This is a genomic window from Geodermatophilus sp. SYSU D00696 (assembly GCF_054050235.1).
Window position 1 is genome coordinate 18,166 of record NZ_JBJGYY010000042.1, and the last position, 21,059, is coordinate 39,224.

21 protein-coding genes and 1 tRNA gene are annotated in these 21,059 nt (G+C 75.9%); 5 read left to right on the top strand and 17 right to left on the bottom strand.

Annotated features, from left to right (window positions below; all coding sequences use genetic code 11):
• Window positions 1–49 precede the first annotated feature (49 nt).
• The 6 genes from ACI79O_RS20625 to ACI79O_RS20650 form a co-directional block, all read right to left on the bottom strand.
• Complete coding sequence (locus tag ACI79O_RS20625) at window positions 50–238, bottom strand: hypothetical protein (protein ID WP_456891299.1); 189 nt, start codon at window positions 236–238, stop codon at window positions 50–52.
• A gap of 46 nt (window positions 239–284) precedes the next feature.
• A complete protein-coding gene (locus tag ACI79O_RS20630; protein WP_456915065.1) occupies window positions 285–710 on the bottom strand; it encodes a hypothetical protein in 426 nt (141 codons plus the stop codon).
• A 58-nt stretch (window positions 711–768) separates the two neighbouring features.
• On the bottom strand, window positions 769–1,401 hold the full coding sequence (locus tag ACI79O_RS20635) for a TetR/AcrR family transcriptional regulator (RefSeq protein WP_456876374.1): 633 nt from the start codon (window positions 1,399–1,401) through the stop codon (window positions 769–771).
• 263 nt (window positions 1,402–1,664) lie between these two features.
• Window positions 1,665–1,817, bottom strand: a complete 153-nt coding sequence (locus tag ACI79O_RS20640; RefSeq protein ID WP_456876373.1) for a hypothetical protein — start codon at window positions 1,815–1,817, stop codon at window positions 1,665–1,667.
• A gap of 68 nt (window positions 1,818–1,885) precedes the next feature.
• Window positions 1,886–2,812, bottom strand: a complete 927-nt coding sequence (locus ACI79O_RS20645; RefSeq protein ID WP_456915066.1) for a PfkB family carbohydrate kinase — start codon at window positions 2,810–2,812, stop codon at window positions 1,886–1,888.
• Between the two features lie 32 nt (window positions 2,813–2,844).
• On the bottom strand, window positions 2,845–3,411 hold the full coding sequence (locus ACI79O_RS20650; RefSeq protein ID WP_456915067.1) for a DUF6328 family protein: 567 nt from the start codon (window positions 3,409–3,411) through the stop codon (window positions 2,845–2,847).
• Between the two features lie 113 nt (window positions 3,412–3,524).
• On the opposite strand from ACI79O_RS20650, the gene ACI79O_RS20655 reads away from it, so the two are divergent.
• The 4 genes from ACI79O_RS20655 to ACI79O_RS20670 all read left to right on the top strand — a co-directional run bounded on the left by ACI79O_RS20655 (window position 3,525) and on the right by ACI79O_RS20670 (window position 6,426).
• Window positions 3,525–3,869: a DUF3140 domain-containing protein gene (locus tag ACI79O_RS20655; protein WP_456891292.1), complete on the top strand. Its 345-nt coding sequence runs from the start codon at window positions 3,525–3,527 to the stop codon at window positions 3,867–3,869.
• A complete protein-coding gene (locus ACI79O_RS20660) occupies window positions 3,869–4,693 on the top strand; it encodes a methyltransferase domain-containing protein (RefSeq protein WP_456891290.1) in 825 nt (274 codons plus the stop codon). The genes ACI79O_RS20655 and ACI79O_RS20660 overlap by 1 nt, the downstream gene beginning before the upstream one ends.
• The gene (locus ACI79O_RS20665; RefSeq protein ID WP_456915068.1) at window positions 4,690–5,718 is read left to right on the top strand and encodes a type III polyketide synthase; all 1,029 of its coding nucleotides are present in this window, start codon (window positions 4,690–4,692) and stop codon (window positions 5,716–5,718) included. Before ACI79O_RS20660 ends, ACI79O_RS20665 begins: the two co-directional genes overlap by 4 nt.
• A 66-nt stretch (window positions 5,719–5,784) precedes the next feature.
• Window positions 5,785–6,426, top strand: coding sequence for a response regulator (locus tag ACI79O_RS20670; RefSeq protein WP_456876367.1), 642 nt, complete (start codon window positions 5,785–5,787; stop codon window positions 6,424–6,426).
• A gap of 10 nt (window positions 6,427–6,436) precedes the next feature.
• Here ACI79O_RS20670 and ACI79O_RS20675 read toward each other — a convergent pair whose 3' ends face one another.
• From ACI79O_RS20675 to ACI79O_RS20710, 8 genes are all read right to left on the bottom strand, one after another.
• Window positions 6,437–8,146, bottom strand: coding sequence for a GAF domain-containing protein (locus ACI79O_RS20675; protein ID WP_456891286.1), 1,710 nt, complete (start codon window positions 8,144–8,146; stop codon window positions 6,437–6,439).
• Window positions 8,143–8,604: a universal stress protein gene (locus ACI79O_RS20680; RefSeq protein WP_456876365.1), complete on the bottom strand. Its 462-nt coding sequence runs from the start codon at window positions 8,602–8,604 to the stop codon at window positions 8,143–8,145. Before ACI79O_RS20680 ends, ACI79O_RS20675 begins: the two co-directional genes overlap by 4 nt.
• Window positions 8,605–8,665: 61 nt before the next feature.
• On the bottom strand, window positions 8,666–9,475 hold the full coding sequence (locus ACI79O_RS20685) for a putative protein N(5)-glutamine methyltransferase (protein ID WP_456915069.1): 810 nt from the start codon (window positions 9,473–9,475) through the stop codon (window positions 8,666–8,668).
• Between the two features lie 72 nt (window positions 9,476–9,547).
• On the bottom strand, window positions 9,548–10,288 hold the full coding sequence (locus ACI79O_RS20690) for an alpha/beta fold hydrolase (protein WP_456915070.1): 741 nt from the start codon (window positions 10,286–10,288) through the stop codon (window positions 9,548–9,550).
• A gap of 278 nt (window positions 10,289–10,566) precedes the next feature.
• Window positions 10,567–10,637 (bottom strand) — tRNA-Gly (locus ACI79O_RS20695).
• Window positions 10,638–10,713: 76 nt separating this feature from the next.
• Complete coding sequence (locus tag ACI79O_RS20700; protein WP_456891280.1) at window positions 10,714–13,416, bottom strand: ATP-binding protein; 2,703 nt, start codon at window positions 13,414–13,416, stop codon at window positions 10,714–10,716.
• A 161-nt stretch (window positions 13,417–13,577) separates the two neighbouring features.
• Window positions 13,578–14,528 (bottom strand): methyl-accepting chemotaxis protein, encoded by a 951-nt coding sequence (locus ACI79O_RS20705; RefSeq protein ID WP_456915071.1) that lies wholly within the window; start codon window positions 14,526–14,528, stop codon window positions 13,578–13,580.
• Between the two features lies 1 nt (window position 14,529).
• Window positions 14,530–15,108, bottom strand: coding sequence for a PAS domain-containing protein (locus tag ACI79O_RS20710; RefSeq protein WP_456891276.1), 579 nt, complete (start codon window positions 15,106–15,108; stop codon window positions 14,530–14,532).
• Between the two features lie 144 nt (window positions 15,109–15,252).
• Between ACI79O_RS20710 and dcd the strand changes: the two genes are divergently transcribed.
• Window positions 15,253–15,843, top strand: coding sequence for a dCTP deaminase (gene dcd, locus ACI79O_RS20715; protein WP_456891274.1), 591 nt, complete (start codon window positions 15,253–15,255; stop codon window positions 15,841–15,843).
• Here the strand turns inward: dcd and ACI79O_RS20720 are convergent.
• The 3 genes from ACI79O_RS20720 to ACI79O_RS20730 all read right to left on the bottom strand — a co-directional run bounded on the left by ACI79O_RS20720 (window position 15,809) and on the right by ACI79O_RS20730 (window position 20,515).
• Window positions 15,809–17,086, bottom strand: a complete 1,278-nt coding sequence (locus ACI79O_RS20720) for a CynX/NimT family MFS transporter (RefSeq protein ID WP_456891273.1) — start codon at window positions 17,084–17,086, stop codon at window positions 15,809–15,811. The two genes, dcd and ACI79O_RS20720, sit on opposite strands and share 35 nt — an antisense overlap.
• Before the next feature lie 65 nt (window positions 17,087–17,151).
• Window positions 17,152–18,123: a DUF389 domain-containing protein gene (locus ACI79O_RS20725; protein ID WP_456891270.1), complete on the bottom strand. Its 972-nt coding sequence runs from the start codon at window positions 18,121–18,123 to the stop codon at window positions 17,152–17,154.
• 97 nt (window positions 18,124–18,220) lie between these two features.
• A complete protein-coding gene (locus ACI79O_RS20730) occupies window positions 18,221–20,515 on the bottom strand; it encodes a heterodisulfide reductase-related iron-sulfur binding cluster (RefSeq protein WP_456891269.1) in 2,295 nt (764 codons plus the stop codon).
• Between the last annotated feature and the right edge of the window lie 544 nt (window positions 20,516–21,059).

Below are 21,059 nucleotides of genomic sequence, written 5' to 3' on the forward strand. Positions count from 1 at the left end.
CGCGCGGAGGCGCGCTCAAACCGCCGCGGGACCGGCGGGCGGGTACGTGTCAGTCGCGGCGGTGGGCCGCCGGCTCGGTCTCCGCCGGCGGGTAGGACGGGCCGGCGGCGCCGTCGGCCGGGCCGGTGCCCTCGGGCCCGTCGGAGTCGGGTGCCGGCGGGCCGGACGTGCTGCTGCCGAGGGGCCCGACCGAGCGCGGGGACTCCGGCTCGGGCATCTTCTGCTCGCGCGTGCTCACCGGTCCGAGTCTGGGGCCGGGGGAGCGGGGCGGCGACCGGAGGCGGTCACTCCGCCAGCGCCGGGCCGGCCTCGTGGGCGGGGTGTCCCTGGGTCCGCTCGCGCTGCTTCATGCGGGCCTCGTGGACGTGCCGGTCGCCTCCGGCGAGCTCGTCCCGGGCGCGCTCGTCGAAGGCGCGGAAGACCGACCAGTAGTTCGCGTCGTAGTCCTCGACGATCTGGAAGGTCCACCGGTCGGCGATGACGTTGCGGCCGACCAGGTCGCGCTCGAGGTCGTCGGCGAGCTCGGTGTGCCCGGCCTTGCGGAACAGCTCGACGGCGTCCTGCAGGAGCAGGTCGGCCTTCCCCGAGTGCTGGTGGAACCCGTAGAGCTGGCCGCGGGCCTGCTCGATGGTCTCGAGGGCCTCGGAGAGCTTGCCCAGGCCCTCGACGGTCGTGTCGTCCAGGTCGGGGCGGCTGCGGTCGACGGTCACCGGCTCATCCTGCGGTCCCGGACCGGCCGTCGCCCGGCGAGCCGCGGCGAGGGGCCGGTCAGGCGGCCGCGGACCGGGCGACGGCGATGTCCACGAGCCGCTCGGCCAGGTCGCGCCCGTGCGCGGCCGGGCCGTCGGGGCCCAGCAGCCCGCCCGACAGGTACATCCCGTCGATGATCAGGTGCACCTGCGCGGCGAGGTCCTCACCGCTGCCGGGGGCGACCTCCTCGGCCAGCCGCTCCAGCCGGGCGTGCAGCTCGAACTTGTAGTCGGCGGCGGCGCTGCGGGCGGGGTGCTCCGGGTCGTCGTACTCGCTGCTGACGTTGGTGAAGGGGCAGCCGCGGAAGCCGGCCCGGGTGACGTCGGCCTCGACGGACCCGACGACGGCCAGCAGCGCGGCGCGGGGGTCGGGCTCGGACCCGATGATCGCGTCGATCTGGCCGAGCTCCGTGGCGGCCTTGCGGGCCAGGTAGGCGCCGACGAGCTCGTCCTTGCTCCTGAACAGCCGGTACACGGTCATCTTGCCCAGGCCGGTCTCCCGCACGAGCTCGTCCATGCCGACGCTGCGCGAGCTGCGGGTGGCGAACAACCGCTCCGCGGTGTCCAGGACGATCGACTCCCGCTCGGCGCGGCTGCGGCGGACCGGGCCGGGGGCGTCGGTGTCGGCGAGGGAGAGGGCGGCGGCGGTCACGACGGCGATGCTGCCGCCTCCCGTGACGGATCAGTTCGCGGCACGCCGGATCACCGGCACGATCGCTGGCTCCTGGGTGCCGAGAGGCGAACGCGCAGTTCGGGACGCCGGTGGACGGTGGGACCGCTGTGACTGGGCGCCGGCCCGATCGCCGTCCTCCCTCACCGCCGGGCGTCCTCCCCCACGTCCCACCATGAGGGAGGACGCGCCACGATCAGGTCACCTGATCCCGGACGGACGCGGCGGACCGGTCCGTCCCGCCGTCAGGAGCCGGGGGTGTCCGCTCCGGCGCCGCCGGCGTCGCCCCCCTCCGCGGGGTCCTCGGCGCGGGGCGTGCGGCCGTCGTCGGTCTGCGGGTCGCCGGGGTCGCCCTCCGCGCGCTCGGGCGTGCGCGGCGGCCGTTCGGGCTCGGTCACGTCGTCCTCCTCGGATCCGGGACTCGGTCGCCGGGAGCCTTGCCCAGCCCGGTCGGCGTCGAACCGGGTCAGCCCACCGGTGTGGCCGCGGGCAGCCGGGGCAGCAGCGTGCGGACGGCGTCGGCGTCGGGGAGGGCCCCGCGCGCACCGGGCCCCGTGGTCGACAGCGCCGCGGCCGCCACCGCCTCGCGCACCGCGTCCGCCGGCTCCGCGCCGCGGGCGAGGGCGGCACCGAGCGCGCCGGTGAAGCAGTCACCGGCCCCGGTGGTGTCCACGGCCTCGACCGGAGGCGGCGCCTGCAGCGACGCCGGGCCCTCGCCGGGCACGAGCAGCGCGCCGCGGTCGCCGAGGGTCACCACGACCGCGGGCACGCCGAGGGTGCGGGCCAGGGCGGCCAGCTCCTGCGGGGAGCGCGCGCCCGGCTCGGCGCCGGCCAGCTGCACCAGCTCGTGCTCGTTGGGCACCAGCACCGCCACCCGCTGCAGCAGCCCGGGCGGCAGCGGCCGGGGCGGGGCGGGGGTGAGCACCACCGTCCCCGCGGCGGCGTCGGCGGCTGCCTGCACCGCGGCCAGCGGCACCTCGAGCTGCAGCAGGACGACGGCGGCGCGCCGCACGGCCGGGACGTCGACGTCGGCCGGCGCCAGGGCGGCGTTGGCCCCGGGGACGACGACGATCAGGTTCTCACCGCTGCCGTCCTCCACCGGGATCGTGGCCGAGCCGGTCGCGGCGCCCGGGGTGCGCTGCACGTGCGCGGTGTCGACGCCCGCCTCCTCCAGGGCGGCCACCTGGCGCTCCCCGGCCGGGTCGTCGCCCACCCGGCCGACCATCGCGACCCCGGCCCGCGCCAGGCGGGCAGCGGCCGCGGCCTGGTTGGCACCCTTCCCCCCGGCGGCGAGGACGGCGCCGCGGCCGACGACGGTCTCCCCGCGACGGGGCAGCCGCTCGACGGCGACCAGCACGTCCTCGTTCAGGCTGCCGACGACGGTGACGGACACGGGACCCCCGGGGGACGCAGGTGGGCGGGCCCTCATCCTGCGGAGTCGTCGACCGTCCCCCGCGGGTCGGGGGACCCCGCGCCCGGCGCACGCCGGGCCCAGACCGGCATCCCGTACCAGGTCACCGCCGCCACCAGCAGCACCGCGCCGCCGGCCACGAGGCCCGGGCTGCGCCCGAGGACGACGTCGAGGACGAGCAGCACGCCGCTGCAGATGGCGAGCACGAGCAGCGCCAGACCCGCGACCAGCATCCGGTCGGCCACCGTGATCAGCGCGGCCTTGAGCCGCCGCCGGAACACCAGCCGGTGGAAGGAGACCGGCGCGATGAGCAGCACCGTGGCCAGCGCCGTGGCCAGCAGCGTGACGGTGTAGACGGTCCGGGCGAAGTCGTCGAGGTCGGCGAAGCGCTGGGTGAAGGCCAGGCCGAGCAGGAAGGCGAAGAGCACCTGCACCCCGGTGATCGCCACCCGCAGCTCCTGCAGCAGCTCGGCGAGGTTCCGGTCGAGCAGCTGGTCGACGGTCTCCCCGCGCGCCTCGGCGCTGCGGACGGCGGCCGCCGGGGCCGTCGGGGCGATCGGCTCCTGCGGGATCCTCGTCACCTCCACTCCGTTCGCGGTCACCCTCCCCCGGTACCCACCGCGCGGCTGCTCCGACACCCGTTTCCCGAGGTCGTGATGGAGGTACCGCCGGGGCAGGCGATCGAGGAGGAACCGTGGCCGACGACGACCCGAGGACGATCGAGAAGGACTTCGCCGAGGCGGTCAACATGAGCGCCTCGGAGCTGGAGGAGTGGCTCGAGAGCGACGAGTCGCAGTCGGTGGGGCAGAAGAGCGGCGGGTCGGGCGAGTCGACGGGACACGCGTCGGGACGGCGGATCGTCGAGTTGCTGCGGAAGAAGAAGGGCGACCTGACCGAGGACGACCACGCGCACATGCGGAAGGTCCACGGGTACGTCCGGCGTCACCTCGCGCAGGAGCCGGCGAAGGAGGACGTCGAGACCTCGAAGTGGCGCTACTCGCTGATGAACTGGGGCCACGACCCGCTCAAGAGGAAGTAGTGCGCACCGGCGAGCTCCGGCGCAACGACCCCGCCCAGTACGACGGGCTGGCCGACCAGTGGTGGGAGGCCTCCGGCGGGTTCGCCGCGCTCCACTGGCTGGCCGCCTCGCGCGCCGAGCACATCCCGTCCGCGGAGGGCCCCGACGCGGTACTGGTCGACCTCGCCTGCGGCGGCGGGCTCATGGCCCCGCACGTCGAGCGTCTGGGCTACCGGCACGTCGGGGTCGACCTCGGCGCCGCCGGGCTGGCGGTCGCCGCGGCGCACGGGGTCACCGCCGTCCGGGCGTCGGTGCTCACCGTCCCGCTGCGCGACGGCTGCGCCGACGTCGTCGTCGCCGGGGAGATCCTCGAGCACGTCGAGGACGACGTCGGCGTGCTCGCCGAGTGCGCCCGGCTGCTGCGCCCCGGCGGCACGCTGGTCATCGACGCCCTGGCCGACACCCGGATCGGGCGGTTCCTCATGGTCACCGTCGGCGAGCGGCTGCCGGGTGGCCCGCCCCCGGGCATCCACGACCCCGAGCTCTTCGTCGACCGCGCGCGGCTGCTCGCCGCCGCCGACGACCTCGGCCTGGACCTGCGGCTGGTCGGGTTGCGGCCGTCGGTGCGCGACGCGGTCGCCTGGCGGCTGGGCCGGCGTCCGGCGGTCCGCATGAAGCCGGTCCGCTCGACCGCCGTCGTCTTCGCCGGCTACGGCCGCAAGCGCGGGCTCCCGCCGGCCGGCGAGGGCCCGCCCCCCGCGGGAGCGGACCGGGCTGCCCGGCCGTACGGTCGGGCGATGACCCCGCACGTGAGCAGCACGTTCGTCCCGGGTCCGCGCGGGTGAGCGCCGCACTGCTGACCGGGGCGGGTGCCGCCCTGCCGGCGCCGCTCGACCAGGACGCCGCGTGGGAGGGGTTCTTCGCCCGCCACTACGAGGGCGTCCGCGCCGCCCGCCGCATCTGGTCCAGTGCCGGGGTGCGCACGCGGCACGCGGTGGCGAACCCGATCGACGAGGACCTCAGCTCCTGGACCACCGGTGCCCGCATGGCCCGCTACGTGGAGGAGGCGCTGCCGCTGGGCAAGCAGGCGGTCGCCGGCGCGCTCGACGCCGCCGGCCTCGCGCCGGGCGACGTGGGCCTGTTCGCCGTCGCCACCTGCACCGGCTACGCCACCCCCGGCCTGGACATCCGGCTGGCCAGCGACCTCGGCATGCCGCCGGGGCTGCAGCGGCTGCTGGTCGGGCACATGGGCTGCTACGCGGCGATCCCGGGCCTGGCGGCGGTGGGCGACTTCGTCACCGCCCGGTCCCGCCCCGCGGTGCTGCTGTGCTGCGAGCTGACCAGCCTGCACGTGCAGCCGGCGCAGCGGGACCTCGACCAGGTCGTCGCGCACGCGCTGTTCTCCGACGCCGCCGCGGCCGTCGTCGTCGAGCCCGCCGCCGGGCGCGGCCGGCGGCTGGCCGGTGTGGTCGCCCGGACCGACCCGTCGACCGCCGACCACATGACCTGGGACGTCACCGATCTCGGGTTCCGCATGGGGCTGTCCCCGCGGGTGCCCGACGTGCTCTCCCGACACGTCGGCGACGTCGTGACCGAGCTGCTCGGGGGAGCGGGTCTGCGGGTCGAGGACGTCGCCGGCTGGGCGGTGCACCCGGGCGGCCCGCGGATCCTCGACGTCGTCCGCGACGAGCTGGGGCTGACCGAGGAGCAGGTCGGCGCCTCCCGCCGGGTGCTGGCCGAGCACGGCAACTGCTCGTCGGCCACCGTGCTGCTGGTGCTGCAGGAACTGGCCGACGTCGACGGCCCGGTGGTGGCCATGGCCTTCGGCCCGGGGCTGACCCTGTACGCAGCGTTGCTCGTGCCGGAGTAACGGCCCAGGACCCCTCGTCGGCGCTACCCTCTGTGACCGCCGGCACGGTCAGGGAGGGAGGCGCCCATGGCCGCAGCGTTGCCGCTCATCCGGGTGTTCCTCGTCGACGACCACGAGGTGGTCCGCCGCGGCGTGGCCGAGCTGCTCGAGGACGACCCCGCGCTGGTGGTCGTCGGCGAGGCCGGGACCGCCGCGGAGGCGCTGGCCCGCGGCCCCGCGGTCCGGCCCGACGTCGCCATCGTCGACATGCGGCTGCCCGACGGGGACGGCGCCGACGTCGTCCGCTCCCTGCGCGAGCGGGTGCCCGGCTGCTCCTGCCTGGTGCTGTCGAGCTACGCCGACGAGGAGGCGGTCGCCTCGGCGCTGGGCGCCGGAGCCGCCGGGTACCTGGTCAAGCAGGTGCGCGGCGCCGACCTCGTGTCGGCGGTGCACACCGTCGCGGCCGGCGGCACGCTGAGCGGGACCCCCGGCCGCCCGGCCCGGCCCGGCACCGACCGCCGGCTGGCCGGGCTCACCGAGCAGGAGCGCACGGTGCTCGGGCTCATCGGCGAGGGGCTGACCAACCGGCAGATCGGTGACCGCATGGGCCTGGCCGAGAAGACGGTGAAGAACTACACCAGCCACCTGCTGGCCAAGCTCGGGCTCGAGCGACGCACCCAGGCCGCGATCCTCGCCACCGAGCTGCGCGGACGGCGCCCCCGCGGCTGATCCGGCGCGGTCAGCGCCCGCCGGCCCGGGGCGCCCGCCAGGTCACCGTGGTGCCGCCCGCATCGCCGGTGACCGCGAGCCCGCCCCCGCGGCGGCGGGCCCGCTGCTCGAGGTTGGCCAGGCCGCTGCGGACGGGGACCGCGGGCAGGCCCCGGCCGTCGTCGGTCACCACGACCGCGACGTCGTCCCCGGAGCGGCGGCCGGCGTCCACGGTGACCGTCACCCGGGTCGCCGCCGCGTGCCGCACGACGTTGCTCACCAGCTCGCGCACCACCGCGAGCAGGTCGTGGGCCAGCGCGCCGGACACCCCGTCGACGTCGCCGTGCAGCGCCACCCGGCAGTCGACGCCCGAGCCCTCGGTCACCCGCGACACGACGTCGGCCAGCCGCCGGCCCAGCGCCTCCGGGACCGCGTCACGGTCGTTGAGCTCGAAGATGGCCGAGCGGATCTGCGTGATGGTCTCGTCGAGCTCGTCGACGCTGCGCTCCACCCGGCGGGCCGCGTAGGGGTCGACCTCCTCCAGCGACCGGGCGACGCGGTCGAGGCTCAGCGCCGTCGCGTAGATCCGCTGCACGACGTGGTCGTGCAGGTCGCGGGCGATGCGCTCGCGGTCGGCCTGCACCTGCAGCCGCCGCTCGCGGCGCTGGCTGCGGGCCAGTTCGAGGGCCAGGGCGACCTGCGCGGCGAAGGAGGCCAGCGCGTCGAGGACCTCGGCGTCGAAGGGCTCCCGCTCGGCCGCGCGCAGGCACACGATCGTCCCGACGGCCGGGCCGAGCGGCACGACGAGCGCCGAGCGGGTGCCGGCGGTCAGCTCCACGGCCACCTCGGCGTGCCGGCCCAGCACCGGCTGCACGCGGACGTCGTCGAGCAGCTCGGCGGTGCCGGAGCGGTGCACCCGGCCGACGTGGGTGTCGGCCAGCGGCACCCGGACGCCCTCCAGGTCCCCGGACAGGGGACCGGCCACCGCGGCGATGGTCAGGGCGCCGGTGTCGTCCTCCCGCGGGACGAGCAGCGCGGCGCCGTCGGCGTCGCTGAGCGCGGCCACCCGGTGCACCAGCGCCGGCAGCACCTCGTCGAGCTCGTCGCCCGAGAGCAGGGCCGTGGACACCTCCGTCGCCGCCTGCACCCATGCGCGCCGCCGCTCGGCGGCCTCGGCGAGCCGGGCGTTCTCGATGGCCAGCCCGGCGACCTCCGCCAGCGCCTCGACCGCCTCCTCGTCGGCGGGGGTGAAGGAGCCTCCGGAGCGCTTCTCGGTCAGGTAGAGGTTGCCGAAGACCGCGTCGCGGACGCGGACCGGCACGCCCAGGAACGAGGTCATCGGCGGGTGCCCCTCGGGGAAGCCGACCGACGCCGGGTGCGTCCCCAGGTCGTCGAGCCGGAGGGGCACCGGCCGCTCCACCAGCAGGCCGAGGATGCCGGCGCCGGCCGGCGGGCGGCCGATGGCCACCTGCGTCTCGGCGTCGATGCCCACGATGACGAAACGGTCCACCCGCCGGCCGTCGGGCGAGAGCACCCCGAGGGCGCCGTAGGTGGCGTCGGCCCGCGCCACCGCCGCCTCGACGACGTCGCGCAGCGTCGCCTCCAGGCGGCCGCCCGCCGCGACGGCGCGGACGGCGCGGACGGCAGCGGCGAACGCGGGCTCACCGGCCCCGGCGTCCTCCGGGCCGGGCGGGGTCAGGGCCCGTCCCGAGGAGGCCGGGCGTGGGGCGGGAGCGCTCACGCGCCGGGGGCGAGGCGGCGGCCCGGGAAGCGCGGCGCCACCGGCCGCAGGAGGGTGCGGCCGGTGGCGCCGACGAGGACCAGGTCCCCGCCCCGGCACGCGTTGGCCAGCGTGTCCAGCAGCGGCCGCTCGACGGCGACGGTGCGGACGCGACCGGTCACGCCGGTCTCGGCGATGGCGCGGACCACCGACGCCTCGGCCTGGGCGAGCGCCGCGGTGCGGGCGGCCTCGGCCGACGGACGCCCGGTCAGCGGGTCCTCGGCGGGCACGTCGACGGCGGCGGCGGCCAGCACGGTGCCCTCCCGGCGGGCGGCCTCGCGCAGCGCCCACACGAGGGCGCGGTGGGCGGTCGCGGACCCGTCGACGTCCACCAGGAAGGACGGCCCGGGGCGGCGAGGCAGCAGGGGGACCAGCCTGATCGACTCGAGGGGTGGCTCGACGGGGGGTTCGGCGGCCATGACCGGATCATGACCCGGCACTCTCCGACCGGACAGGGCACAAGGGCCCAGATACCGGAACTCAGTCGCACGAAATCCTGGGGAGCGTCCCGGTGACCACGGTCGTCCCGTCCTCCTGGGGCGGGCTCGTGTCGGCCCGCAGGCCCGCCCGCGCCAGCAGCCCGGCGAGCACCGGCGCCTGGTCCGCGCCGACCTCCGCCAGCAGCACCCCGCCGGGCGCCAGCCAGCCCGGTGCGCCGGCGACGATCCGCCGGTGCACGTCCAGCCCGTCCCCGCCGCCGTCGAGGGCGCGGCGCGGCTCGTGCAGCCGTGCCTCGGGCGGCAGGAGGCCGATCGCCCCGGTGGGCACGTAGGGGGCGTTGGCGACCAGGACGTCGACCCGGCCGCGCAGCCGCGCCGGCAGGGCGTCGTAGAGGTCCCCGCCGTGCACGACCCCGCCGACCGGACCGAGGTTGCGGCGGGCCCACGGCAGCGCCGCGGGGTCGACGTCGGCGGCGTGCAGCTCGGCGAGGTCCACGGCGGTGGCCAGCGCCAGGCCGACGGCGCCGCTGCCGCAGCACAGGTCCACGGCGACCGGGCGGCGTGCGGGTACGGCCCGGGCCACCGCCACCGCCCGCGCGACGAGGGCGGCGGTGCGCTGCCGGGGCACGAAGACGCCCGGGCCGACGGCCACCCGCAGGCCGCAGAACCCGGCAGCGCCCACCACGTGCTCCAGGGGCTCGCCGGCGACGCGGCGGGCCGCGGTCGCCGCCAGCTCCGCGGGGGTGGTGGCGGCGTCGGCGAGCACGCGGGCCTCGTCCTCGGCGAACACGCAGCCTGCGGCGCGCAGCCGGGCGGCGAGCGCGTCGAGGACGGCTGGGGTCGGCTGCACGCGGTCCAGGCTGCCAGCGGGGTGGGCCGTCGCGACGGGGGCGGTCGCGACGGCCCGGTCCGGGGGCGGTGACTACCCCGCCAGCGCGGCCAGCGCCTGCTGGATGACCTCGGTGACCGCCTTGGGCTGGGTCACCATGATCACGTGCGAGCCCTCGGCCTCGGTGATGGTCGCCCCGGCCCGCTCGGCCATCCGGCGCACGACGTCGCTGCCGGCGGCCCGGTCGGAGGTCGGCACGATCGCCCACGAGGGCAGGCTGCGCCAGGCCGGGGTGCCGGTCCGCTCGGTGAAGCCGCGGGCGGAGATCGGCCGCTGGGTGGCCGCCATGACCCGCGCCTGCTGCTCGGAGACGTCGGCCGCGAAGGCGTCGTGGTACTGCTCGGGGTCGATGGCGAACTCGACCTCGGTCTGCCCGCCCTCGCCCGGGTACTGCCACTGGAGGAGCGCCGAGTTGAGGACGCTGTCCTTGGAGTCGGCCTCGATCTCCTGCAGGGCCTCGCCCTCGTCCGGGGCGAAGGCGGCCACGAAGACCAGGCCGACGACGTTGCCGGCCCGGAGCGCGGCGTTGGTGATGACGGCGCCCCCGTAGGAGTGGCCGACCGCCAGCACGGGCCCCGGTATCTGGCCGAGGGCGCTGGCGACGTACGCGGCGTCGTACTCGATCCCCCGGAGGGGGTTCGAGACGGCCTGGACGCGCACCCCGGCGGCGAGCAGGGCGCTCACCACGTCGTTCCAGCCGGCGCTGTCGGCGAAGGCGCCGTGGACGAGCGCGACGGTCGGGGCCTGGCCCGCGGCGGACGATGCCTCGGTCATGGTGGTCTCCATCCTCGATCGGGCGACGAGGACGAGCCTGGGGACCCGCAGGAGGGCCGGGCATCGGTCGTTCGACTCTCGACCGGCCCGGGACCGGGGGTGGGGCCGGGGACCCGGGGATCGGTGCCACGCGCACCGCGTCTCCCGGCGCCCGTGCCGGCTTGAGTCATCTGACTGTGCCGCCCGGTGTGTCGTCGCCGGGCGGCCACGGCCGTGCCGGCACGCAGGAGGGACCGGTGGAGGATGCCGCTCGCCGAAGACGCCGGCGGGGCGGTGAGAGCGGGTGACGAGAATCGAACTCGCACTGTCAGCTTGGGAAGCTGATGTTCTGCCATTGAACTACACCCGCGGTGGCCCAGGGCCGATCGTCAGAGTAGCAAGACCGGACCCCGTCCGGTCAGGACCCACCCCTCGGTGGGGTGTGGTCAGCGCTCGGGGCGGGGGCTGCGGATCGTGACCGTGGTGCCGGCCGGACCGGGGACGGCGGTGACGTCGGCGAAGGCGCTCATGAGCATCGAGCCGCGGCCGCGGTCCATGCTCGACGTCCGCTCCCGCCACTGGCCGGTGTCCCGCACCTCGAGCTCGACCGCGCCGTCGCGCACCGTCGCCCGGACCGTGACCACCGGCTCGGCCGGGTCCTGCGCGTGCTCGATGGCGTTGGTGGCCGCCTCGCAGGCTGCCAGCACGAGGTCGTAGGCGCGGTCCTCCGCCAGGCCGGCCTCGGCCAGCAGCGCCCTCAGCCGCCGCCGCAACGGCGGGATCGAGGAGGCGCTGGACGGAAAGCGCCAGGTCCGGGTCACCCCGTCCGCCTCGTCTCCCGCCTCGGCGGACGGGGCAGCGGGGACGTCCACCGGACCGGCCGGCTCACCGGCGCGCGGGCGCGGTGGGGGAGCGGCCGCGACCGGGCGGGCGCCGGTCACGACGGGGGGCGGCGGTCCGGCCTCCCGGCGTCCCCGCGCGCGCTCGAGCACCGACCGCAGCCGGCCGAGCAGCTCGGCGGACTCGAACGGCTTGGGCAGGTAGTCGTCGACGCCCGCGTCGAAGCCCTCGACCGCGGCCTCCTGGCCGGCCCGCGCGGTGAGCATGACCACCGGGACCGCCCGGGTCGCCGGCTCCGCACGCAGCGCCTTGAGCAGGGCGAAGCCGTCCAGCCCCGGCATCATCACGTCGGTCAGCACCACGTCGGGCCGGTCCGTGATCGCGTCGGCCAGCGCCTCCGCGCCGTCGGTCGCCGTCCGCACCACCCACGACGGCGACAGCAGCCGGGTCAGGTAGGCCCGCATGTCGGCGTTGTCGTCGACGACGAGGACGGTCCCCAGCGGCTGCGCCGGGACGGGGGTGCCGGCCTGCCAGCCCAGGTCGTCGTCCCACGGGGTGAGCGCGGCGGCCCGCACCGGGGCCGTGGTGGGCAGGGGCGGCGCGTCGGTGTCCGGCTCGCCGAAGGGCAACCGGACGGTGAACGTGCTGCCGACCCCGGGCCGGCTCGCCACCGCGACGGTGCCGCCGTGCAGCTCGACCAGCTCGCGCACCATGGCCAGGCCCAGGCCGGTGCCCTCGCGGCTGCGCGCCGGGGAGTCGGCGACCCGGTGGAACCGGTCGAACAGGTGCGGCAGCTCGTCCGCGGGGATGCCCACGCCGGTGTCGGAGACGCGCAGCACCACCTCGTCGTCCTCGGCGGTGAGCGCCACGGTGATGCCGCCGACGAAGGTGTACTTGACGGCGTTGGCCACGAGGTTGAGGACGACCTTCTCCCACATCCGGGGGTCGACCGCGGCGGGGCGGCCCAGCGGCGGGCAGTCCACGGTCAGCGTCAGCCCGGCCCGCTCGGCCGCGGCGCGCAGCACGCCGGCCAGCTCGGCGGTGTCGGCCGCGAGGTCGGTGGCGACCCGCACCGGCGCGGTGCGCCCGGCCTCGATGCTCACGAACTCCAGCAGGTCGTTGACCAGCCGCTGCAGGCGCTGGCCGTTGCGCAGGGCGAGGGTCAGCTGGTCGTGGACGGCGGACGGGAGCTCCGCGCCGGACTCGGCGAGGACGTCGGCGATCGGCCCCAGCAGCAGGGTCAGCGGCGTGCGCAGCTCGTGGCTGACGTTGGCGAAGAACGTCGTCTTGGCGCGGTCGAGCTCGGCCAGCGCCTCGGCCCGGGCGCGCTCGCTGGCGTAGGCCCGGGCGTCGGCGACGGCGCCGGCGAGCTGCCCGGCCAGCAGCTCGTGGAAGGTGCGGTACTCCGCGTCCAGCGCCCGGGCGGGGCTGACGCCGACCAGCAGCGCACCCACCGGCTCGCGGCCCGCCCCGGCGGTCAGCGGCAGCACGACGGCGTCGGTGACCGGGTCCCCGAACGGGCCGCCGGTGACGCCGAGACCCGCGACGGCGACGTCGTCGAGGTCCCCGGCGTGCCGGGTGGACGCGGGCACCCGGGCGGCGTCGACCCCGACCGTGGCCACCCGCCGCAGCTGCGTCCCGCCGTCCTCGGTGAGGTAGACCGCGGCGAAGGGCACGTCGAGCGGGTCGGTGGCCAGCGCCGCGCAGACCCGGACGGCGAGGTCGTGCTCGTCCTCGCGGCGGCCGGCCGCGGCGGACACCTCGTGGAGCAGCTGCTGCCGGCGCTCGGCGACCACCTGGCGGGTGACCTCGGTGCACACCGCGTGCATGCCGGCCACCTCGCCGTCGTCACCGAAGGCGGGGGCGTGGGAGACGGTGAAGTAGGTCTCCTCGCGGTACCCGGCCCGCTCCAGGAGCAGCAGCAGCTGCGGGATCCAGGACGCCTCACGGGTGGCCATGGCCCGCTCGACCGGCTCCTGCAGCGCGGCCCAGCCCTCGGCCAGGGTGACCCGCAGGTCCTCGCCGAGCGCGGCGGGGTGCTTGGCGCCGATGAGCGTGGCGTAGGCGTCGTTGTAGAACTGGGTGTACCGCGGACCCCAGGTGAGGATCATCGGGAACCGCGAGACCAGCACCGTGCGGATGGCGTAGCGCAGGCTCGCCGGCCAGGTGTCCACCGGCCCGACCGGCGTCGCCGCCCAGTCCAGCGCCGCCATGAGCCGGCCGTTCTCGCTGCCGCCGGCGAACACGTCCTCGACGGCGGGTGCCCCGGTGCCGTGGGTCCCGGTCCCCGCGGCGGGATCCGGGGTCACGCGCACCTCCCAGGACACGACGGCGCCGGCGGCGGAGGGGAGCTCCGCGGCGGCGCCAGGGCCTGGTGGCCGCACCGGCCACCGACTTCCTGCACCGTACATGCGGGAGCTGGGGGTCCGCCCGGGAGCGCCCGGACGGGGGACGGCCCCGTCGGCCCGGCTCAGCGCCGCATCTCCGCGAGGAACCCGGTGGCCTCCGAGCGCAGCTGCTCGGCCATCCGGGACAGCCCGGTGACGTCGGTGCCCGCGACGCCCAGGGACGCGGTGCCGTCGACCGCCGCGGCGATGCCGTCCACGAGGCCGTTCATCTCGCCCACCGTCGTCCCCACCGAGCCGATGACCGCCGTGACCTCGTCGCAGGCGGCGCGGATGGCCTCGACCTGCGCGGTCACCCGCTCGGTGGCCCGGGCGGTCTGGTCGGCGAGGTCCTTGACCTCCGAGGCCACGACGGCGAAGCCCGTGCCGGCCTCGCCCGCCCGGGCCGCCTCGATGGTGGCGTTGAGCGCCAGCAGCCGGGTCTGCGCGGCGACCGACTCGATGAGCGCGATGACCTGGCGGATCTCCGCGGAGGTGCGGGTCAGGGAGGTCAGCGTGGTGGAGGCGGCGCCGACCGCGTCCGACGCCGCCGACGACGCCGTCGTCAGGCCGGAAGCCGAGGCGCTCATCTCCGTCGCCGCCGTCGCCACCTGCTCGCTCATCGCGAGCACGACGGACTCGAACTCGTCGGCCAGCCGCAGCCGCGAGGTCTGGGCGTCGGTGACCCGGCCGGCGGTCGCGCGCATGGCGTCGCGGGCGGCGTTGATGTCGGTGGCCGCCTGGCGGTAGGCGCCGTGCAGGCCGGTGAGCAGCACCCTGCGGTGGTAGCGGCCCTCGGCGGCGGAGGTCAGCGCGGCACCGGACTCGCGGACGAAGGCGTCGCTGACGTCGAGCGCCCGGTTCACGCCGTGCTGCAGCGCGACCAGGTCGGGGACCGCCTCGGAGCCGGCGACGGGGACGGCGCGGGCCTCGAGGTCGCCGCGGGCGGCGGCCTCGCAGGTCTCGGTCAGCCCGCGGACGAAGGCGCGGTAGACCTCGAGCTCCTCGGCGTCGGAGCGGTTCCGGGAGCGGCCCACGTCAGTTCTCCTCCTGGCTGATGATCGCCCAGACCAGGTCCTCGTAGGACGCGGCCTGCTCGGCGACGAGCCGGTCGAGCAGCGCCGAGGACGCCGCGACGGCGGCCCGGGCGGTGGGGTGGCGCCGCTCCTCGGCCAGCAGGCTCCGGTAGAGCGGGCGGACCCGGTCCACCGCCCGGCGCGAGGGCCGGCGGCGGTTGGAGTGGTAGCCGACCACCGCGCCGTCGGGCCCGTAGGAGGGGGTGACGTGCGCGAGCACCCAGTAGTGCGCCCCGTCGGCGGCGAGGTTGACGACGTAGGCGAACAGCTCCTGCCGGGCGGCCAGGGTGTCCCACAGCAGCGTGAACACCGCTCGCGGCATCTCGGGGTGCCGGATGAGGTTGTGCGGCTGCCCGATCACCTCGTCGCGGGTGTAGGCCCCCACGCGGAGGAAGACGTCGTTGGCGTAGGTGATGACGCCGCGGGTGTCGGTCTTGGAGACGATGACCTCCTCGGGCGCGAAGAACCGCTCCTCACCGGTCGGCCGGACGGCGGGGCGGCCGGCGCGCGGTGTCCCGGTCCGGGGGTGGGTGTCCAGCACCGCGGTGTCCTCCTGGGTCGATCGGTCCTCTCCCGGGTATCGGCAGGGCCGGTCCGGGCGCGACCCGAGACCCGCAGGAGGGGACCAAGGTCCCGACCCGCCGCTGCGGCGGACCGCGGCGGTCCCCTCCCTAGACTCCGCGCCATGCTGCTGTCCGACCGCGACATCCGCGCCGCGATCGCCGAGGGGCGTCTCGGCATCGAGCCGCACGACGCGGGGCTGGTGCAGCCCTCGAGCATCGACGTCCGGCTCGACCGCTACTTCCGGGTGTTCAACAACGCCCGCTACACCCACATCGACCCCGCGCAGCAGCAGGACGACCTGACCACGCTGGTCGAGCCGGACGGCGACGAGCCGTTCGTGCTGCACCCGGGCGAGTTCGTGCTCGGCTCCACGCTCGAGGTGGTCTCGATCCCCGACGACCTGGCAGCGAGACTCGAGGGGAAGAGCTCGTTGGGCCGTCTGGGACTGCTCACGCACTCGACCGCGGGCTTCGTCGACCCGGGTTTCTCCGGCCACATCACGCTGGAGCTGTCCAACGTGGCCAACCTGCCGATCACCCTGTGGCCGGGCATGAAGATCGGTCAGCTGTGCCTGTTCCGGCTCACCACGGCGGCCGAGCACCCGTACGGCTCGGCGGTGTACGGCTCCCGCTACCAGGACCAGCGCGGCCCGACGCCGTCCCGGTCGTTCCGCAACTTCACCCGCGCGGCGACGCAGCGTCCGCAGGGCTGACCCCCGCCGGCGACCAGCCGGGCAGCTCGTCGTCGACGAAGCGGGCCCGGGTGGCCAGCAGGCCGGTGACGGTGAGCCCGACCGTGGCGACGGCGACCAGCGCGAACATGCCGGTGTAGCCGCCGGTGACGCCGCGCAGCACGCCGACGAGCAGCGGGCCGGTGCCGGCGAGGACGTAGCCCCAGCCCTGGGTGACCGTGGAGAGCGCGGCCACCGTCTCCGGCGTGCGGGCGCGCATGCCCAGCAGCGTGAGCACCATCGAGAAGGTGCCCATGCCGACGGCGAGCACGCTCATCCACAGCCACGGCGCGGTGCGCGGGGCCAGCCACAGGCCGGTCCAGCCGACGGCGTAGCAGGCCATGAAGCCCAGCAGGAGCGGCCGCTGCCACCGCTGGCGCACGGTGAGCGAGGGGACCACGGCGTTGATCGGGATGACGACGACCGAGTTGACGCCCAGCAGCAGGCCGGCGGTCGCCGCGCTGAGGCCGGAGTCGCGCAGGTACTGGGCCGACCAGCCCATGACCACGTAGGCCTGCATCGCCTGCAGGCCGAAGAAGGCGGCCAGGGTGAGCGCCAGCGGACTGCGCAGCAGCGGCGCCATCGGCACCGACCGGTGGGCGCTCCGGGAGGCGCCCGGCCGGTGCGGGGTGAGGAACCACGGCAGCGCGGCGAGCAGCGCGAGCACCGCCCAGATCCCCAGCGCCCAGCGCCAGCCGCCGGGCCCCACCGCGGCGGCGATCGGTGCGGTGCTCACCGCGGCGACCGCACCGCCGATGGCCATGCTCGCGCTGTAGGCGCCCACCAGCAGCCCGGTGCGCTCGGGGAACCAGCGCTTGACCAGGCCGGGCAGCAGCACGTTGCCCAGCGCGCCGCCGGCCATCGCCAGCGTCGTCCCCACGAGGAACAGCGGGAAGGAGTCGACGACGGCGCGCAGCACCAGCCCGGCGGCCATCGTGAGCAGTGCGCCGGCGAGCACGTGCGCGTCGCGGAACCGGGCGGCCAGCGGAGGACCGGCGAAGCCGATCGCCGCGAAGCAGACCACCGGCATCGTCGTCACCACGCCGGCCGCCGCGCTGGAGACCCCCAGGCCCCGCTCGAGCTCCTCCAGCACCGGCCCCACCGAGCTGACCGCCGTCCGCAGGTTCGCGGCGGTGAGCACGATGGCCACCGCGATCAGCAGCAGGCCGCGCCGGCGGTCGCTCGCGGTCGGCGCCGGGGCGGGTGCGGGGGCGGTGCGGGTCACCCGTCGATGGTGCGCCCCGCCCCGTTCCCACCCGCAAGCGGATGCACTGTGCAACCAGTCACGTGTCAGGCGCGCAGCCGGGTCCGCTCCACCGGCTCCAGGCGCGGCGCGACCTGGGGAACGCGCTGCCACAGGGACCGCTGCAGCGCCAGGGTGACCACCGCGGCCACGAGGATGCCGACCACGTTGATGCCCAGCTGGAGGGTGGCGCTGCCGAACTCGTCCCAGCCGCCGAGGGCCAGCGCGACGGCCATGTCCGCGGCGGCCGGCACGGTGGTCACCGAGATGAAGACGCCGACCAGGGCGCCGCTCTTGGCCGAGGTGAGCGACAGCACGCCGGCGATCCCGGCGAGCACCGCGACCACGGCCGACCAGTGGTCCGGCGCGGTGATGAAGCCGGTCTGCGGCCGGTCCATGGTCAGCACCCCGGTGCCGACCCAGCCCAGCCACCGGGCGACCAGGGTGGCGACGGCGGTCACCACGACGGCGACGGCGAACCCGGTGCCCAGCGCGCGCGCCGCGGCCCGCGCGACCCCGCGGCGGTGGTGCACCAGCGCGACGGCGAGGCCGGCCAGCGGTCCGAACTCGGGCCCGAGCACCATCGCGCCGATCAGCAGGATCGCCGAGTCGTTGACGATGGCCACGGCGCACAGCAGCGTCGAGATGGCCAGGAAGGACAGGTAGGCCACCGACAGCGAGGAGTCGGCGGCCGTCGTCCGCACCACCTGCTCCCACACGACGGCGTCCGAGCCGTCCCCGGGTGCGGCGTCCTCGGCCCGCTCGGCGGTCGCCGACACCGCGGTGTCCACGGCCTCGATCACGATCGCGCCGTCCCGGTCGACGTGCAGCTCGCGCAGCCCGGCCACCAGGGCGTCGGCGGACTCGCGGGCGACGTCGGCGAGCACCAGGTCTCCGAGCGGGCTGACCGAGGCGCCCGGGAGCACGGCCAGGTGGGCGGTCCCGGGACAGCGGTCGAACAGGTCGCGGACGTCGTCGGTCCGGTCGGGCGGCACGGTCACCCGCAGCTGCAGCAGCACGGCGCGTGTTCTACCGGAGGGAACGGCCCCGCAGACGGCGAACGCCACCGGCGAGGAGTGCCTCGCCGGTGGCGTCCGTCTCGTGGACGCGCTCGGTCTACTGGGCCGGGCGGTGTCCCGTGGCGGCCGAGCCGGTGCCCGCGACGTCGTCGTCGGCGGTGCCGACCTCGGCGCCGTGCTCGGTGCCCGGGGTGCCGGCCGGCGCCATCGAGCGGAGCAGGATCTGGCTGACGTCGAGGACCTCGACGTGCTCGGCGGCCTCGCCGTTCTGCTTCTTCGACGTGAGGGCGTCCGACAGCATCGTGATGCAGAACGGGCACGCGGTGGAGATGACGTCCGGGTCGAGGCCGAGGGCCTCCTCGGTGCGCTCCACGTTGATCCGCTTGCCGATCTTCTCCTCCATCCACATGCGCGCGCCGCCGGCGCCGCAGCAGAAGCCGCGGTCCTTGCAGCGGTGCATCTCCTGGGTGGAGAGGCCCTGCACGCTGTCGAGGATCTCCCGCGGCGGCGTGTAGACCTTGTTGTGCCGGCCGAGGAAGCACGGGTCGTGGTAGGTGACCTTGCGGTCGACCGGCCTCACCGGGGTGAGCCGGCCCTCCTCCACCAGCTGGCTGAGCAGCTGGGTGTGGTGCACGACCTCGTACTCGCCGCCGACCTGGGGGTACTCGCGGCCCAGCGAGTTGAAGCAGTGCGGGCAGGTGGTGACGATCTTGCGGGTGCCCGGGACGCGGCCCTCGAAGACGCCGTTGAGGGTCTCGACGTTCTCCTGGGCCATCATCTGGAAGACGAACTCGTTGCCCATGCGGCGGGCGGGGTCGCCCGAGCAGGTCTCGCCGGAGCCCAGGACGGCGAACTCGACGCCGGCGGTGTGCAGCAGCTCGGCGACGGCCTTGGTGACCTTCTTGGCGCGGTCGTCGATGGCGCCGGCGCAGCCGACCCAGAACAGGTACTCGACGTCGTAGGGCAGCGGGCCGTCGGCCATGCGGACCTCGAAGTCGACCTCCTTGATCCAGTCCTCGCGGGTGCTCGGGCTCACGCCCCAGGGGTTGCCGCGGTTCTCGAGGTTGCGCAGCATCACGCCGGCCTCGGACGGGAAGTTCGACTCGATGAGCACCTGGTAGCGGCGCATGTCGTCGATGTGGTCGACGTGCTCGATGTCGACCGGGCACTGCTCGACGCAGGCGCCGCAGTTCGTGCAGCTCCACAGGACGTCGGGGTCGATGACCCCGCCCTCCTCGAGGGTGCCGACGAGCGGGCGGTGCGCCTGCGCGTCGTTGGTGCCCTCGATGCGGGCGTAGCCCGACGCCCAGACCTGCTCGTCGCTGGGCTTGAGGACGTCGAAGTCCGGGGCGGTCTCGGCCGCGGTCTTCTCACCGAGCAGGTACGGGGCCTTGGCGTACAGGTGGTCCCGCAGGTCCATGATCACCATCTTGGGAGACAGCGGCTTGCCCGTGTTCCAGGCAGGGCACTGGCTCTGGCACCGCCCGCACTCGGTGCAGGTGGTGAAGTCGAGCATCCCCTTCCAGGTGAAGTCCTCGATCTTGCCGCGGCCGAAGACGTCGTCCTCGCCGGGGTCCTCGAAGTCGATCGGCTTGCCGTTCGAGGTCATCGGCTGCAGCGGGCCGAGCGCCACGCCGCCGTCGGCCTCCCGCTTGAAGTAGATGTTCGGGAAGGCGCTGAACCGGTGCCAGGCGACGCCCATGTTGAGCGTGCGGCTGATGACCACGAGCCACACCAGCGAGACGACGATCTTGACGAAGGCGACGACGCTGAGCAGGTCGGGGCTGTCGGGCAGGACGGTGGCCAGCAGGCCCGAGACCGGGTGCGACCAGGCCGGGGCGTCGGTGAGGTCCGAGGAGATCTTCAGCGCGCGGATCAGCAGGATGCAGACGCCGACGGTGAGGACGACGGCCTCGACGAAGTAGCCGCGGCCCTCGTTGGAGCCGGCGAAGCGGCTGGTGCGGCCCTGGCGGCGCGGGTGGTCCTTCTGGCGCCGGTAGATCAGGTAGAGGATGCCGATGATCGTGCCGGTGCCGATGAGGTCGGCGAAGAGGTTCCACAGGCTCCACTCGCCGATCAGCGGCAGGTGGAAGGCCGGGTTCCAGACCTCGCCGAAGGCCTCGACCAGCGTGAGGAACAGGCCGTAGAAGCCGACGAAGACGAACCAGTGGGCGGCGCCGATGGCCGACCACTTGAGCATCCGGGTGTGGCCGAGCGACTCGACGGCGAGCGTCTTGAGCCGCGTGCCGAGTGGCCCGTTGCGGGTGGAGTCCGGCTGGCCGGTGCGGATGATCCGCACCATCGCCCGCACCGCCCGGTAGGCCAGGACGACCGACACGATGAGGAACAGCACGCTGATCGTGCCCAGCACGACCTGCAGGGGGCCCGTCATGATTCCCTCTCCCCACGCCTCGCGGCGTCGGTTGGTCCCGTCCGCACGGACGGCGCGAGAGGGGTCTCGCCGCCGTCGTCGACCGGTCCGCGGACCGGCGGCGGATCCGCGCGGGCGCCTGTGCCCGCGCGACCAGCACGATAGCTGGCACGGGCAGAGGTTACCCGTCGGTAACCAGGGTGCCGCCCGCTGACCTGCGGTCCTCCCGTGGGGCGCGCCGCCCGCCGACCGGGCCGCTGAGCGGCCCGTTCACGTCCGCCACCAGCGGTGGGACGCCGTCGACCGACGTGCGGGGCGCGACGCGGCCGGGGTCGGGGTGACGGGGCTCACCTCGTGCGGGCGTCCGACCGTCCTCGTCCCGCGGTGCCCGACCTCGTCCCGCGGTGCCCGACCTCACCGGAAGTCCGTGCCGCCCTCGCCCCGGGGGGGGGGGGGGGGGGGGGGGGGGGGGGGGGGGGGGGGGGGGGGGGGGGGGGGGGGGGGGGGGGGGGGGGGGGGGGGGGGGGGGGGGGGGGGGGGGGGGGGGGGGGGGGGGGGGGGGGGG